The following is a 15913-nucleotide window of genomic DNA, read 5'->3' as shown; positions in this document are numbered from 1 at the left end:
TTAGTACCTTCCTGTATCCATGTATCCATGTATCCATGTATCGGGAATCGACTCCGGTATGGTCGGTTCCCTGGCGGGGTTGTAGCCAAGCGCAAGGGATTTAGCTAGGCCAGACAGCATGTCACGCTTGACGCCTTCGACGTTGTTTTTCAGCATCCAACGAAAAGGAATTGCCGCAGCAGCGAAAGGATCTAGCGTGACTGGCGTCTCAGCGAAATGCATATGTGTTTCAACGTTGCGGTAAGGGTGTTCCTTAAGTTTGCTAAGCCCAAATTCCGCCATAAAGGTTCCATGTTCGTCGACACATGGTGGAAGTTCGCTTTCGGTCAAGCCTTGCAGTGATTGTCCAGCACACTTCTGTTCGAAAACATCATCTCTGCCGGTACCTACCCGTGGCAGCACCATGCATGAGGTGTTGGCGCAAGGATCTTTACAGAGCGTCCCGTTCCAACGCTGGTCGTGCCAAGGCACGCGAACGGTAATGTGCTGAGTTGGGAGAGAGCGAGCGCCGTCAATAAGAGCCATCGGTTGGTTCCTTCAAGTTCGTGGCGACGGGCGGTTAATCCGCCTCTGTCCTGTTCGCAATCTTAGTGCCGTAAAGTAACGCGCTTTGTCGTTGAGGCTCTCGGGAAGTAAGGCAGCTTGGCTTCGCTGCTCACCCTGGATAAAACGCTTCATGGGCGATCCCTGCGATGAGATCCTCAGAAATCATAGCAAGGGTTCGCGAAGACGTTTTACACACTATGGCCAGAAGCTACCGACCAAGAGTACGGAAAATAAATCTGTCCCCTATGCCTTCTGGTTGATCAATGAAGTGTTGCGTCGCTGCATGGACGCAGGCTTGGTCAAGGGCGAAGGCTTTGCCGTGGACGCCAGCATCATTAAAGCGGATACGAGCCGGCAGCGCGGCGTACCGGGTGATGAACTGGTCAAATGGAGCGATCCGTCCTTGAGCACTCGGGCCGTGCGTGAGTACCGTGAGGGCACTTGATGAAGAGGCTTCGGCCGAAACGCTGCCGAAGCGTTTATCACTGACGGATCCTCAGGCTCGCTGGACAGCTGCTCTGGGTGGCCCAGCTCCACGAATTATCTAATCGATACCGAGCACGGCGTTATCGTGGATGTGGAACCAACTCCGGCTCATCGCACGGCCGAGGTCGAGAACACCAAGACGATGATCGATCGCGTTGAAGCGCAGTTCGACATCAAGCCGGATCGACTCATCGGCGATACGGCTTACGGTACAGCGCCGATGCTGGCTTGGATGGTGGAGAAAAAAGATATCGAACCGAACGTGTCGGTGTGGGACAAAGCCGAGTGCAAGAAGACAGTTTTTCGAGCAACGATTTCCACTGGAATGAAGAGGTTGAGGAATACTGCCGCCCGCCGCCCGCCCGCCCGCAATGCATTCGCAACGAATGGCGAGCCTTCAAGAATAAGCGTTCGCACGTCACCACAGCCAACACCATCATCTTCCGATCCAGGCAAACCGACTGCGTAGCCTGCCCGAAGAAAGCCAAGTGCAGCCCGAACACATCGCTCAGCAAGATTGCTCGCAGCATCCATGAAACCGCGCGTGATGTGGCTCGGCGAATCGGAGCGACACCTGCAACGTGCGCTCTCGCCACGAACGCGAAAAGGTGGAAATTTTGTTTGCCCACCTCAAGCACATCCTGAAATTGGATCGCTTGAGACTACGCGGCATGAGTGGTGCGACCGATGAGTTCGCGCTGGCCGCTGCGTACAGAACCTGCGACTGCTGGCCAAATTGACCTCTCAAGGGCCCACCAGTCACGGGATAGGTGCGCCTGCACTCAGCAAAAAAACTCAAATTAACCCAATAACAGAGCAACAACGGTCAACGAAGAGCCGAAAGCCACTCAATGTGGTGAGGCGGTTCTCCTTTGGTAGCCATGCCTGAGTTCAGGCGATCTGAAAATCCGACTTTTTCAACAGAATCGGCCAGAAGCGGTCACTGCGCGTCTACAAAAGCAGGGGCTCTTCAGCTTGCAGCTGGGCAACAATGAAGTCTAGATTGGCCCAAATTCCCGTTGCCTCGAAGAGGCGTATTAGTCGTGGCGTCACGCGTCCGAACTCCCGGAAATCGCCTCCAATGTGCAGCTTGCCCTTGGCGATCTGCTTGTAGAACTCCTCCTGATCTGTATGCGCCCATTCCCAGATAGTGCGGTATCCCACTGCAAAAATGACTGGCTTTAGAGCTTCGATTTCCGCAGGCATGTCGCTCCCAGGAGAAATAATGCCCGATACGGTTGAGACGCTCCGGTTGGCCACGTCGAATGCCAACCACGTAGTATCCTTGCCACTCTCCTTCATAATTCCGATGACGACCGATCCCTTGAGACCAAGCGGCCAGGCATCTTTGGGGCACTTCAAGTCAATGGTCTTCATTTATTCGTCCACTAGGCGCAATAGGCTGAGCACTTCATCGCGACGAGAGTTGGATACCTCGTAAAAGCAATCCAAAAGCTCGTCATAGGTATCGTCAGAGTTGCCAATGAAGTTCCAAAGCCCCTGCCCCATCAAGGGCATTCCCCTGGCTTTCCAATCGTGCTCTGGATCCAGGAAGTAGCGAAGTGGAGGCCAGGCGTATGCCCCGACAAGGCCATTCGGGTTGTGTGGGAAGACGGCAAGCGCCCTCACTTTCTCATGGACACCATGATGCATTGCTCGAATCGTCAAGATGCGTGTCTTCATCTTGTCGCACGTGTCGTAGTTGGGTTGGACCGTCTTGATCTCCAGGAAATTTCGGTAGCCTTCGTGGTCTACGAAATAGACGTCGCTTTTCACGTCACGCTCGAGGGACCGGTCATTTGCTTCTATAACGCCGACGAGCTCACGCATCTCTGCCTGCGCGTCGGGCATAGCGCGATGCTCCCGTTTCGCTTTGTACCGAGCAACAATATGTTCGATAGCGATAAGTGTCTCGGGCGCAATGGTGCCTGTAAGGTGGTAGTCGTGTTCGCCGTTTCCGTATGTTTTGCGCGCAATAGCGGCGCCGATATAGTCGAAGGCTTTCCCCAGTGACGCACTAAGAGAGCGCTCGAATGAAGAGAAAATTTTTGCCTCGGGAACCAGTAGCTTCTGAAATGGCGACGCGCCTCCGTTATCGTTGCTGGCGATCTCTGACGTGAAGAGCTCTTCAGCTCGTTCCGTGACACGCTGGATTGCAACTCCCACCGCCTGATTGATGTGGCCAATGATCTCTTCGCGCGGTACCGTCATTGCTCTAGCATCCATTCTTTGTTTTTGGGGGAAGCGATTTCGCCAGTCACAAGCGTGGCTTCACGGAAGCCAGCAACGGATAGGAGGAGGTTGCCTACCGCGCGGCCCAATCGCGCCGGAACGGCATTCCCAATCTGCTTGTATTGGCTGGCCTTGTTTCCAGCGAACTTATAGGAGACTGGGAAATCTTGGAGAACAGCGTATTCCGGCACGGAAAGCGGCCGCTCAACTTCTGGGTGACAAAGTCCAGTCGCCAAGTGCTGTGGTTGGGTCGGTAGTGTGGGCGATGGTCTGTCCCACCCTAGGCGTCGCCAGTAGCCCACCTTGCCTCCGCCCGACTTGAACGCGCCCTTCAGAAAGCTTTCAAGTCCCTCGGGAAACATGTCTGGGTTATCGCGAATGTATGTCCAGTATTTTCCAGGAGGAATTCGTTTCCAGATTTCCCTCCGTTCATCGCTGTAGCTGAACGTCTGATCGATGGTCGGCTCGGAAATCCCTTCGATTGCATCTCGAAGCGTTCTCCAGGGCTTGATCGGCGAATATGGCGCGAACTTATGATGCGTCGGAGGAAGGAGGTCCTTAAGCGTCATTGTCTCCCCCGTAATCTTGCGGAACGTGCCGGATCCGAACTCCTTGTCTCGACTTCCGATGAAGACGAGACGATGACGTATCTGTGCCGTTCCGTAGTCCGCCGCGTTAACAAGCCCGAAGACAATTTCGTAGCCAAGGCTCTTCATCTTGGGCCAGAAAACTTGGTCAAATACCGAGCCGAGGCGCTCATCATCTTCGAGGTCAGGCTCTCCAGGATTAGCTCGCTCGCTCGCGATGCGATCCACGTAGAGCCTGTGCTTTATAGCCACGGACGCCAGCCCGCGCACGTTCTCGAATACGAAAAACCGAGGTTTCGTCTTGCGAATCACGTCGAAGTAGTGATCAACGACTTGGCCGCGCTCTTCGTTAATGGAGCGACGGAGGCCGGCGGTGCTAAATGCCTGGCAAGGCGGCCCTCCAGCAACGAGGAATGTCTCGCCCTTTTTGACGCCGGCAGCTTCCATCAGTTGCTCAGGCGTCACCATTGTGATGTCGCCAAAGATGGCGCCTTCGGACCCAGGATGATTCAAAGCCAAGGTCTTTCGGCAGTCCTCATCCAGTTCGACCCAGGCCTTAAATTGGATTCTGCCGTCGCCCGCATTCTCAAGCCCCAAGTCAAGTCCACCAGCGCCTGAGAACAGGGAGATGGCCGTTAAGCTGCAAGTGGTACTGCTGTTGTCTGGATCTTCGGTCGTCGAGCGCTTATCCGATGTTGGACGTGTCCACATATTCACGGCTGGCGCCACCTAGGCTTGTCAAAATAGCCGTAGATCTTAATGAACTGAGCCTGCTTTGTGTAGCGGTTTCTCAGGCCGGTTGCTCGGCCTCCTTGATTGCTTATTTTGATGCCAATGGAGGTGCAGTTGGCAGCGGGGCCAGGCGTCCAGCTAAAATTTGGACACAAACCGGTGTTTTGAAACTCACCAATTTGTGAATGATGCTCCCTATAGTCTGTGGTGCTTCCGGTCTATCTTTGAGCGCCTTCCAACACTTTGCTGCTGCATATCCAGTAAGGCCGGGCTGGGCTGCCCGCACTGGCTTTCGACTAGTGCGAGCGCGTTAACCGGCGTCCGAAACGGGAGGCGCGGCTCCTGCTCACCTGTGGCAATTCGGGCCAGGGGCTCTGGACTATGACGTGCTGGTTTCAGAGGAAGATGAATCCGCCTTGATTCGTAGAAATCTCCAGGGCCGTAGTGAAGCTCCTCAACCAATGACAGATCTTTGTCTGCCGATGCTTTCCGTCGGCAGCTTGGGGCGATTGCAGCCCATCGCGACAGGGTGTAATCGGCCAGAAGTGGACCGCTATGAACGTCCGCTCCTGGCCGATTCTGTTGAAAAAGTTGGCCTTGGTTTGCGCATCATAAAAGTACGCGTCCGAGATTGAAATCTTTGCTTTTGGCAGAGGCTTCCGGGCTCGGACTTCACGTAGCAGCGTGCAAAAAAGGCGTTTTCACCAGGCAATGATCAGGCAATTTGGGTAGGACCGACTTTTTCAACACAATCGGCCGGTTGCTGCTTGTCGTGAAGGCCTGCAACCGGTCGCTCTCTGCCGGTCGTGTAAACAACCGGTCAATACCAAACCAATTTTTTGGTAACGGTCCAATTCGACCAATTGGTGTGCCGTAGGAGGGCCGTCTGGTGATGATCCACGCCCGTACTGTTTAAGAAACTATCAAATCCTCTTGCCCTTTTGGGGCTCCTGAATCATCAATCTCTTTGTGGCGACTGCCGAAAACAGCTCAATGGTTCTGTATTTGAACCACGTGACAATTAACCTTCTTCTTGAACGTGCCCAGTACGGCAGCGCTCAGGCACTCCGGAGTGGCAGTTTTTGACTGTCGCCACCGACAGCTACTGGTCGAGCGCAGCCGGCTGTTGTCGAAGAAGTCGAGTCGATAGAGCGGCAGCTAACCAAGTGTTTGGGTGTGGGTCATAGTGTGGGTCAAAGATGGTGTTTTGAATGCGGCCCTTATTTTACAAGGCTTTCAGGCATTAAAAAGCCGGCTTGTGGCCGGCTTCTCGGGGACTGACTTGGTTCATTTTTGGTAAACCGCGCCAGCCTTCAAAACGTACACCCGGATCTTGCGTCCGGCTGTGGGACTCGGCGAGAAAATCATCTGCCTTGTCGGTGCGATCAGAGCCGCGGGGCGGGGTGATGCGCAAATGTGGGGCGCAGCATACTGATTTTTTTGCGGGATTCCCAGCTTGGTGTGCGTATTAGAGCTGTCGGGGCTCGGGATCAGGGAGTCCATCCGAATTTTTGGGTGAATGAACCATCGCTTTCGCGGGCAAGCCCGCTCCCACAGGGATCGTGTGATGCCTGTGGCAGTGGGCTTTCTACTCAGGTGTTACAAGAACGGCACCGCCGGCCGTCGCTTGTTCAGCGTCGACCACCAGAACACCCACCCCAACACCCTGATGTTCTGCTTCTCAATCTGCTCGGCATTGAAGATCTCATCTGGATGCTCAGCCTTGTTGTAACTGCGCAACCGCAGGGCATTGCCGGGCATCCGGTGCAGGTATTTGATTCGCAGCATCCCGTCGTGCTCGATGGCGTAGATTTCCCCGTCAATCACCTTGGTCAGTCCTCGGTCGATGGCGAGTGTGGAGCCGTCTTCAATCCTGGCTCCCATGCCGTTGCCGAGCATGTGGACGCAGAACACATCCGCATGGTTGATTTCCAGGGAGTCGAGGTGGCTTTTGGGCAGGCGGATGAATTGGCCGGGGTCTTCGATGACGTGGGTTTTATGGGACCCCGGGGCGATGGGCATTTCTTTGTAGACGGGCAGCTCGACATCGGTGGGTTCGATCACCGTGTAAATGCCGCGGATGGCCTGGGCGTCGAAGGTGTTGCCTGACTCGTCGATCAGTCGCAGGTGTTTTGAGCTTTGTGGACCTTCGCCGGTCTTGAGCCAGTCGCTGTTTACCGACAGTAGTCTGGAGACCTCTTCCATGCGGTAGGCGGGCACGCCGCGGGTGTACCAGTTATGGATATTTTGCGGCTCCGTGTCGAAGAAAGCGGCAAATCCTGTCGTCGTTATTTTCGCTTCTTCGAGGAGCGTCTTAAACCGTGGGCCGCTAGTGTTCTTTTTCATAAACACGAGTCTACGGGCGCTGGGCCGGGCTTTGAATAAACGAACCGTTCAAATTTCGAGGGAAATTTACGACCGGATGTAAGACGTATTTGGAACAAATTAAACAAGAAAAAACTGAGGCAGCTTCAAGTAAACGCCCTGTTTAAAAAGCGCTTTATGAGCGCCCACAAAAAACCCCGGATCAACCGGGGTTTTCTTCAAGTCGTCACAGCCGCGAGGCCAGTGGCGTCTCAGCCTTTGTAGGCAGCAGCCGACTTTATGATCGCATCGCGAGCGGCATCTGCGCCGGCCCAGCCTTCGATCTTCACCCACTTGCCTTTTTCGAGATCTTTGTAGTTCGCGAAGAAGTGCTCGATCTGCTGGATCAGCAGCGGTGGCAGATCGGTGTATTCCTTCACGTCGACGTACAGCTGGGACAGCTTGTCGTGTGGGACTGCGATGACTTTGGCATCGCCGCCGCCGTCGTCGGTCATGTTCAGGATGCCAACTGGACGAGCGCGGATCACCGAACCTGGCGCAACCGGGTAAGGGGTCACGACCAGCACGTCGAGGGGGTCACCGTCGTCAGCCAGGGTGTTCGGGATGTAACCGTAGTTGGCCGGGTAGAACATCGGGGTGGCCATGAAACGGTCAACGAACAGGCAATCGCTGTCTTTGTCGATTTCGTATTTGATCGGCGCGTGGTTGGCCGGAATCTCGATCGCGACGTAGATGTCGTTCGGCAGGTCTTTGCCAGCCGGAATCTTGCTGTAGCTCATTGGGCGGTGCCCCCGTTAGTTGACCAAAAACACTTGGCCGGATTGACCAAAAAGTGGCGGCGATTATAGGCATATTCCTGCGCCGACGCCACGTACCAGAGGTCGTGTAGACCCGAGTGCCCAGCCTCACAGATACTGTTGCTTTTTGACGGCGTCCGTTGCGGTCATGCTGCGTTGCCGCTCCTCGCCATAGCCAGCTATGACTCGTCGCGGCGCCTTGCCTGACCACAACGGCCACTCGTCAAAAGAGCAACGTATCTGTGAGGCTGGGCACTAGTCGTGTGCCTGATAGACCGGGTTCTCGGCCAGAAGTTGCCGCAGCCGGGCCAGCGGGTCCTGGCGGTAAAACAGCTTCAGCTGCTCATAGACCTGAGGATACGCCTCGTGCAGCAAATCCGGGGCGCTGAAGAAATATTCGCTGGTGACCGCGAAGAACTCGGCGGGGTTTTCCGCCGCGTAGGGGTCGATGGCCGTTTCGGCATCCGGATTGCGGTCAAGTTGGCGATTGAGGTCGTCGTAGGCCTGCTGCATGACCTTGGCCCAGTCACTGACCCGCATATCGGGGTGCAGCGGCGGCAAGCCGTTGGCGTCGCCGTTGAGCATGTCGAGTTTGTGCGCGAGTTCGTGGATCACCAGGTTGTAGCCTTCCCAGCCGCCACTGGCCATCACGCCGGGCCAGGCGAGGATGATCGGGCCTTGCTGCCAGGCTTCGCCGCTGTGTTCGCCGTCCCACTCGTGTTCGACGCCGCTGGTATCGCGATGACGTTGGGGGCTGAGGAAATCGTCGGGGTAGAGGACGATTTCGTGGAAACCCTGGTACCAGTTCAGATCGCCCAGATGCAGCAGTGGCAATTGCGCTTGAGCGGCAAGCAGCAGGCGTTGCTCTTGGTGGAGTTCGACGCCGGTCAGGGCGGTCAGGTGTTTATCTTCGAGGAACAGCACGCAGGCTTCGCGCAGCCATTGATCTTCGGCGGTGCTGATGCCATCGAGAAAACTCAAGTGCTGGCGCACCCGCTGCCACAGTTCGTCGGCAATCGGGTGTCTGGCCAGGATGCGCCGGCGACGCCAAGCGCTCAGGGACCACATCGCGAGTCAGCGCGATTGGGCTTTAGAAGCTCTGTTGCCGAAGCGGCTGCGGACCACACCGATGATCATCGGCACCAGCGACAGCAGGATGATGCCCACCACCAGCAGCGAAAGATTAGTCTTGATGAACGGTACGTTGCCGAAGAAGTAACCGAGGGTCACCAGGCCGCCGACCCACAAAATGGTGCCGAGGACGCTGAAGGCAAAGAACCGCAGGTAAGGCATTTTGGCTACGCCGGCGACGAACGGTGCAAAGGTGCGGATGATCGGCAGGAAACGCGCCAGGGTCACGGTTTTGCCACCGTGCTTGTCATAGAAATCGTGGGTCTGTTGCAGGTAGTCGCGGCGGAAGATTTTCGAGTTCGGGTTGCTGAACAAGCGTTCGCCCGCCGTTCGGCCGATGACGTAGTTGGTGCTGTCGCCGAGGATCGCCGCCAGCATCAGCAGGCCGCCCAGCAACACCGGGTCCATGCCGCCGCCGGCCGCTACAGCGCCCGCGATGAACAGCAGGGAGTCGCCCGGCAGGAATGGCATGACCACCAGACCGGTTTCGCAGAAGATCACCAGAAACAGGATGGCGTAGATCCATGGCCCGTAGTTGTTCACCAGCAAGTCGAGGTAAACATCGAGGTGCAGGATAAGGTCGATCGGGTTGAAATCCATGGAGAGCACCTGTGGTGACGGCCAGACTCAGCGGGCCTGTGCGGATGACTTCGCGAAAGCCTACAGATGAGTGTAGTTTTTCTTACAAGCCGAAAAGGCCGGCATTATACGGGCTGAGTTGTGAAACGCGCGTCGAGATTGTAGCGGGGGATGTCCATGGCGCGATCGGAAGTCTGGTGACAATAAATAACCCTTCTGTGATGAGGGCGCACGATCCCTCATCACAGAAGCCGGCAAGCATCAGAGCTCGTCGCTGATCGGCAGCACGTAGTTCTTGAACTCGGTGTCTTCCTTGAACCCGATGGATTCGTAGGTTTTCTGCGCGATTTTGTTGTCGCTGCTGGTGGATACACGCATGCGCACGGCATTGGTTTCCTTGGCCATTTTTTTCGCGGTGCGCATCAGGTTGTCTGCGACTAACTGACGGCGCGCGTCTTCGGCGACGTAGATGTCGTTGAGGATCCACACGCGTTTGAGCGAAAGGGACGAAAAGCTCGGGTACAACTGACAGAAACCCATCAGTTTGTCGTCTCCATCGGCCAGCGCCAGGTAAATCACCGATTCCTTGCGTCGCAGGCGTTTTTCGAGGAACGCCCGGGAGGAGTCCGGATAGGCCAGTGAGCCATAAAACTCGCGATATTTGACGAACAACGGGGTCAGCAGGTCCAGGTGTTCGAGGGTCGCTTGGATAATCCGCATTGATAGGTCTCGTCTTCAAGTGGCTGTCTTCACGTGCTCTGACGGCGAACGGTTCTTCACTCGGGCAGCCGTGCATCGATCCTGCCTGAAATCGGAACAGAAACGCAATGCGGAAACGGTTCAGGCATTCGGCAGGCTCAGTAGGAAATTACCTTTCATGGCTGCACCGGCGTCCGACTCCAGCGTCTGAACCTGGGCTTCGTCCTTCAAATTGACCCCCGACAACTGCCGACGGCAGGCCTCGCGCATCAGGTACAACAAGCGGTGTGCCGCCATTCCGTAGCTCAGCCCCTCAAGCCGCACATTGGAGATGCAGTTGCGGTAGGCATCGGTCAGCCCGACCTTTGGATTGTAGGTGAAATATAACCCCAGACTGTCCGGCGAGCTGAGGCCAGGGCGTTCACCGATCAGAATCACCACCATTTTTGCGCCCAGCAACTCGCCGATTTCGTCGCTTATCGCGACCCGGCCTTGTTCTACCAGAATCACCGGTGAAACCGTCCAGCCATCGACTTCGATTTGCTCTCGCATGCGTGAAAGGAAGGGCACGGTGTGACGGTGCACAGCCAGTGCCGACAAACCGTCGGCCACGACAATCACCAGATCGACGCCGCCGGGATAGGCAGAAGCATGGTTGCGCAGGATTTGCGCGGACTCATCGCTCAATTTTCGCCCCAAGTCAGGGCGCTGCAAATAACTGTCCCGGTTTGTGGCGGCGCTGTGCAGGAGCACACTTTCGTATCCGCATTCAGCCAGTTGCGAGCTGAGCCCGGCATGATCGAACGGTAAGTGCACCGCGTCCCGAGCCTGTGCGTGGGCGTACTGGAAATCCAGTTGCGCACTGGTCGGCATGCTGGTACCGGTGCGGCCCAGGGCAATCCGCGCCGGGGTCAGGCGACGCAGTTCCAGCAATGGATTCTCTGGATCAACAGGTGGTTTATCCATTTCAACACTCATCTCAGTTGCGCCATCGCTTGGCGGAAGGCGGGCGGCAGGCTGTCGCCGAAGTGAATCTTGCCGTCCGCCTGAGTGAAGATGCCCATTTTCGCCAGCCATTGTTCGAACTCCGGCGCCGGTTTCAGGCCCAGCGTCTGGCGGGCGTAAAGGGCGTCGTGGAACGAGGTGGTCTGGTAGTTGAGCATGATGTCATCGGAGCCCGGGATGCCCATGATGAAGTTGATGCCGGCCACGCCCAGCAGGGTCAGCAGGGTGTCCATGTCGTCTTGATCGGCTTCAGCGTGGTTGGTGTAGCAGATGTCGCAGCCCATCGGCACGCCCAGCAGCTTGCCGCAGAAGTGGTCTTCGAGGCCGGCGCGAATGATCTGTTTACCGTTGTAGAGGTATTCCGGGCCGATAAATCCTACGACGGTGTTGACCAGGAACGGTTTGAAATGGCGCGCCACGGCGTAGGCTCGGGTTTCGCAGGTTTGTTGATCGATGCCGTGGTGGGCGTTGGCTGACAAAGCACTGCCCTGGCCGGTCTCGAAATACATCAGATTCTGGCCCAGGGTGCCGCGATTCAGGCTCAAACCGGCGTCATAACCTTCCTGCAGGACATTCAGGTTGATGCCGAAACTGGCGTTGGCCGCTTCGGTGCCTGCGATCGACTGGAACACCAGGTCCAGCGGAACACCGCGATTGATCGCTTCGATGGACGTGGTGACGTGGGTTAAAACGCAAGCTTGTGTAGGAATTTCGTAGCGCTGGATGATCGCGTCGAGCATTTCCAGCATGGCGCAGATCGACGCGATGCTGTCGGTGGCCGGGTTGATCCCGATCATCGCGTCGCCGTTGCCGTACAGCAGACCGTCGAGAATGCTCGCCGCAATGCCGGCCGGTTCGTCGGTGGGGTGGTTGGGTTGCAGGCGTGTGGATAACCGTCCGCGCAAACCCATCGTGCCGCGGAATTTCGTGATCACGCGGATTTTTTGCGCCACCAGAACCAGGTCCTGCACGCGCATGATCTTCGACACGGCGGCGACCATCTCCGGGGTCAGGCCGGGCGCCAGGGCGCGCAGGCTCTGTTCGTCGGCCGCATCGCTCAGTAGCCAGTCACGGAAACCGCCGACGGTAAGGTGGCTGACAACTGCGAAAGCGTGTTTGTCGTGAGTGTCGATGATCAGGCGGGTGACTTCATCGGCTTCGTAAGGAATCAGTACTTCCTGCAGGAAGTGAGTCAGTGGAATGTCAGCCAGGGCCATTTGCGCAGCCACGCGCTCGCCATCGTTGAGGGCAGCGACGCCGGCCAGAAAGTCCCCGGAGCGCGCCGGACTGGCCTTGGCCATGACGTCCTTGAGACTGGCGAAGCGGTAGGTCTGGGCGCCGACGGAATGGGCAAATTGTGCCATGGGACGGTGTCCTCTTGATGTGTAGAAGTCTTGATTACCCTGACATTCCCTTGTGGGAGCCAGCCTGCTGGCGATTGCAGTGTGTCATTCAAAATCTATGCTGACTGTCAGACCGCAATCGCCAGCAGGCTGGCTCCCACAGGGGATTGGCGTGCACTTCAATATGGCAGGCGCCGGGCAACAGGCCCGGCGCCGGTGCAACTCAGACGCCTTCGAGCATCGCATCCGCTGGTGCATCGAAGCGCTGTTTGGCGGTCAGCTGGAAATACAAGTAACCGGCCGCCATGAAGCCGAGGAACACACACCCGATCAGCGGGTTGAACCACGCCATCGCCACCAGGCACACCACCGCCAGAAACAGCGCGATCCCCGGTACGATCGGGTAGCCCGGTGCACGGAAGCTGCGTTCCAGGTTCGGCTCGGTTTTACGCAGTTTGAACAGGCTCAGCATACTGATGATGTACATCACGATGGCGCCGAATACCGACATGGTGATCATCGCCGCCGTCAGCGTCATGCCTTGCAGGTTGACCAGGCCATCGCTGTAGATCGCGGCGATGCCGATCACGCCGCCGGCCAGGATCGCACGGTGCGGGGTCTGGAAGCGCGAGAGTTTGGCCAGTGAGCGAGGCAGGTAACCGGCCCGGGCCAGCGCAAAGAATTGCCGGGAGTAACCGAGAATGATCCCGTGGAAACTGGCCACCAGACCGAACAGGCCAATCCATACCAGCATGTGCATCCAGGTCGAATTGTTGCCGACCACCGCTTTCATTGCCTGAGGCAACGGGTCGTTGATGTTCGACAGTTGACGCCAATCGCCAACGCCACCCGCCATTACCATCACGCCGATGGCCAGGAACACCAGGGTCAGAATGCCACTGACATAAGCCCTGGGAATCGTGCGTTTCGGGTCCTTGGCTTCTTCGGCCGCCATCGCCGCGCCTTCAATCGCAAGGAAAAACCAGATCGCAAAGGGGATCGCCGCAAAGATGCCAGGGATCGAGCCCATGGTGAACTCGTTGGCGCCCGACCAGCCGTTAAGCGCGAAATTACTGAAGCTGAAGCCCGGCGCAACGACGCCCATGAACACCAGCAACTCGGCGACCGCCAGCACGGTGACTACCAGTTCAAACGTCGCGGCGATGCTGACGCCGAGGATATTCAAGCCCATGAACACGAAATAGGCGCCAACGGCGGCGATCTTGGGGTCCAGTTCCGGGTATTGCACGTTGAGGTAGGCGCCGATGGCCATGGCAATCGCCGGGGGCGCGAAGACGAACTCAATCAGGGTGGCAATGCCGGCGATCAATCCACCTTTCTCACCAAAGGCCCGCCGGCTGTAGGCAAACGGCCCGCCGGCGTGGGGAATCGCGGTCGTCAGTTCGGTGAAACTGAAGATGAAGCAGGTGTACATCGTCGCCACCATCAGTGCGGTGACGAGAAAACCCAGGGTTCCTGCGGTGCCCCAGCCGTAACTCCAGCCGAAATACTCGCCGGAAATCACCAGGCCGACGGCAATGCCCCATAAATGCAGGGTGCCGAGTGTGGGTTTGAGCTGTGTGGAAGAAGTCATAAGTCCTCGCTGTCTTTTTTATTGTTTGATCTGTTGGACTTTCGGGTACGACGTTTACGTGTGGAGCGGGCACGCAAAGCCCGTGCCAGAGGGGCAGGGCGAGGTTTGGTGTGTCATTGAGGGCGCCTTCGCTGGCAAGCCATACTCCTACAGGTACGGCGTGATCCTGTAGGAGCGAGCGGTGCGGCGATCCGACTTGCCCGCGAAAGCCGTTACGCGGTGTCGCGCCGGTTTAGAAGAAGCCCAACGGATTGATGTCGTAGCTCACCAGCAGGTTTTTGGTCTGCTGATAGTGATCGAGCATCATTTTGTGGGTTTCACGACCGACGCCGGACTTTTTGTAACCGCCGAACGCGGCGTGCGCCGGGTACAGGTGGTAGCAGTTGGTCCACACACGACCGGCCTTGATGGCGCGGCCCATGCGGTAGGCGCGGTTGATGTCGCGGGTCCAGAGGCCGGCGCCGAGGCCGAACTCGGTGTCGTTGGCGATGGCAAGGGCTTCGGCCTCGTCCTTGAACGTGGTGATACTCACCACCGGGCCAAAGATTTCTTCCTGGAACACGCGCATTTTGTTGGTGCCCTTGAGCAGGGTTGGCTGGATGTAATACCCGGTCGCCAGGTTGCCCTCGAGTTTTTCAATCTTGCCGCCGGTCAGCAGCTCGGCGCCTTCGCCCTTGGCGATTTCCAGGTACGAAAGGATTTTGTCGAATTGCTGCTCGGACGCCTGGGCGCCGACCATGGTGTCGGTGTCCAGCGGGTCGCCACGTTTGATCGACAGCACTTTTTTCATTACGACTTTCATGAAGTCGTCGTAGATCGACTCTTGCACCAGTGCGCGAGACGGGCAGGTGCAGACTTCGCCCTGATTGAAGAACGCCAGCACCAGGCCTTCGGCGGCTTTTTCGATGAAGGTTTCTTCAGCTTGCATGATGTCGGCGAAGAAGATGTTCGGTGACTTGCCACCCAGCTCCACGGTGGACGGAATGATGTTTTCAGCGGCGCATTTCATGATGTGCGAGCCGACCGGGGTCGAGCCGGTGAAGGCGATTTTGGCGATGCGTTTGCTGGTGGCCAGGGCTTCACCGGCTTCTTTGCCGTAGCCTTGCACCACGTTCAGCACGCCTGGCGGCAGCAGGTCGCCGATCAATTCCATGAGCACGGTAATGCCCAGCGGAGTTTGCTCGGCAGGCTTGAGCACCACGCAGTTACCGGCAGCCAGGGCCGGGGCGAGTTTCCAGGCGGCCATCAGGATCGGGAAGTTCCACGGGATGATCTGCCCGACCACGCCCAGCGGTTCGTGGATGTGATACGCCACAGTGTTGCCATCGATTTCGGCGGCGCTGCCTTCCTGAGCGCGGATGCAACCGGCGAAGTAGCGGAAATGGTCCGCAGCCAGAGGGATGTCGGCGTTGAGGGTTTCACGCACGGCTTTGCCGTTGTCCCAGGATTCGGTGATTGCCAGGACTTCCAGGTTCTGTTCGATGCGGTCGGCGATTTTCAGCAGCACCAGCGAGCGCGCCTGGGCGGACGTGGCGCCCCAGGCATCGGCAGCGGCGTGGGCAGCGTCCAGGGCTTTGTCGATGTCTTCGGCCGTGGAGCGCGGGAATTCGGCAATCGGTTGGCCATTTACTGGCGAAGTATTGGTGAAGTACTGACCTTTGACAGGCGCGACGAACTCGCCGCCGATGTAGTTACCGTATTTGCTCTTGAACGAAACGATAGCGCCTTCAGTACCGGGGTGAGCGTAACGCATGGTGATTTCTCCTTGGCTTTTGTGCTTATAAGGGAGAGCGCATGTGCGCTTGTTATAAGCGTAGAGCAAAGGTCGGGCCACTGCCTTGCAGGTCAGGCAAATCA

14 protein-coding genes and 1 pseudogene are annotated in these 15913 nt (G+C 57.3%); 2 read left to right on the top strand and 13 right to left on the bottom strand.

Going from position 1 to position 15913, the window contains the following annotated elements:
- Entirely contained in the window at positions 1 to 525 is a 525-nt protein-coding gene (locus ACYZTY_RS24920) for a hypothetical protein (protein ID WP_461955885.1), read from the bottom strand.
- Between the two features lie 271 nt (positions 526 to 796).
- Between ACYZTY_RS24920 and ACYZTY_RS24915 the strand changes: the two are divergent.
- Positions 797 to 1798 (top strand): annotated as a pseudogene (locus ACYZTY_RS24915) (transposase); the annotation flags it as partial.
- A 185-nt stretch (positions 1799 to 1983) separates the two neighbouring features.
- On the opposite strand, the gene ACYZTY_RS24910 reads toward ACYZTY_RS24915, so the two are convergent.
- Genes ACYZTY_RS24910 through ACYZTY_RS24900 form a run of 3 tightly spaced genes read right to left on the bottom strand, consistent with a single transcriptional unit; the run spans position 1984 to position 4562 of the window.
- Positions 1984 to 2409 carry a hypothetical protein gene (locus tag ACYZTY_RS24910; RefSeq protein ID WP_461955884.1) on the bottom strand — a complete coding sequence of 142 codons (426 nt, stop codon included), beginning with the start codon at positions 2407 to 2409 and terminating at the stop codon, positions 1984 to 1986.
- A complete protein-coding gene (locus tag ACYZTY_RS24905) occupies positions 2410 to 3243 on the bottom strand; it encodes a TdeIII family type II restriction endonuclease (protein ID WP_461955883.1) in 834 nt (277 codons plus the stop codon). It abuts the gene before it with no gap.
- Positions 3240 to 4562, bottom strand: coding sequence for a DNA cytosine methyltransferase (locus tag ACYZTY_RS24900; RefSeq protein ID WP_461955882.1), 1323 nt, complete (start codon positions 4560 to 4562; stop codon positions 3240 to 3242). The genes ACYZTY_RS24905 and ACYZTY_RS24900 overlap by 4 nt, the downstream gene beginning before the upstream one ends.
- 407 nt (positions 4563 to 4969) lie before the next feature.
- Here ACYZTY_RS24900 and ACYZTY_RS24895 point away from each other — a divergent pair, with 407 nt between their 5' ends.
- Positions 4970 to 5218, top strand: a complete 249-nt coding sequence (locus ACYZTY_RS24895; RefSeq protein WP_461955881.1) for a hypothetical protein — start codon at positions 4970 to 4972, stop codon at positions 5216 to 5218.
- Positions 5219 to 6182: 964 nt separating this feature from the next.
- Here ACYZTY_RS24895 and ACYZTY_RS24890 read toward each other — a convergent pair.
- From ACYZTY_RS24890 to exaC, 9 genes are all read right to left on the bottom strand, one after another.
- Positions 6183 to 6929, bottom strand: coding sequence for a S24 family peptidase (locus ACYZTY_RS24890; RefSeq protein ID WP_461955880.1), 747 nt, complete (start codon positions 6927 to 6929; stop codon positions 6183 to 6185).
- Between the two features lie 230 nt (positions 6930 to 7159).
- Positions 7160 to 7687 (bottom strand): inorganic diphosphatase, encoded by a 528-nt coding sequence (gene ppa, locus ACYZTY_RS24885; RefSeq protein ID WP_461955879.1) that lies wholly within the window; start codon positions 7685 to 7687, stop codon positions 7160 to 7162.
- Between the two features lie 273 nt (positions 7688 to 7960).
- Positions 7961 to 8773, bottom strand: coding sequence for a M90 family metallopeptidase (locus tag ACYZTY_RS24880; RefSeq protein ID WP_461955878.1), 813 nt, complete (start codon positions 8771 to 8773; stop codon positions 7961 to 7963).
- Between the two features lie 6 nt (positions 8774 to 8779).
- A complete protein-coding gene (locus ACYZTY_RS24875) occupies positions 8780 to 9436 on the bottom strand; it encodes a DedA family protein (RefSeq protein WP_461955877.1) in 657 nt (218 codons plus the stop codon).
- Between the two features lie 240 nt (positions 9437 to 9676).
- On the bottom strand, positions 9677 to 10135 hold the full coding sequence (locus ACYZTY_RS24870) for a GNAT family N-acetyltransferase (RefSeq protein WP_461955876.1): 459 nt from the start codon (positions 10133 to 10135) through the stop codon (positions 9677 to 9679).
- Positions 10136 to 10255: 120 nt separating this feature from the next.
- Positions 10256 to 11080 carry an ethanolamine ammonia-lyase subunit EutC gene (gene eutC / locus ACYZTY_RS24865; RefSeq protein WP_461955875.1) on the bottom strand — a complete coding sequence of 275 codons (825 nt, stop codon included), beginning with the start codon at positions 11078 to 11080 and terminating at the stop codon, positions 10256 to 10258.
- 8 nt (positions 11081 to 11088) lie between these two features.
- A complete protein-coding gene (locus ACYZTY_RS24860; RefSeq protein WP_461955874.1) occupies positions 11089 to 12483 on the bottom strand; it encodes an ethanolamine ammonia-lyase subunit EutB in 1395 nt (464 codons plus the stop codon).
- A 202-nt stretch (positions 12484 to 12685) separates the two neighbouring features.
- Positions 12686 to 14056 (bottom strand): ethanolamine permease, encoded by a 1371-nt coding sequence (gene eat, locus ACYZTY_RS24855; RefSeq protein WP_461955873.1) that lies wholly within the window; start codon positions 14054 to 14056, stop codon positions 12686 to 12688.
- A 232-nt stretch (positions 14057 to 14288) separates the two neighbouring features.
- Entirely contained in the window at positions 14289 to 15809 is a 1521-nt protein-coding gene (gene exaC / locus ACYZTY_RS24850) for an acetaldehyde dehydrogenase ExaC (RefSeq protein ID WP_461955872.1), read from the bottom strand.
- Positions 15810 to 15913: the final 104 nt, after the last annotated feature.

It is taken from the genome of Pseudomonas sp. LB1P83, from assembly GCF_054897885.1.
The sequence above is the reverse complement of the archived record's forward strand: the minus strand, read 5'-3'. Positions and strand labels throughout refer to the sequence as shown.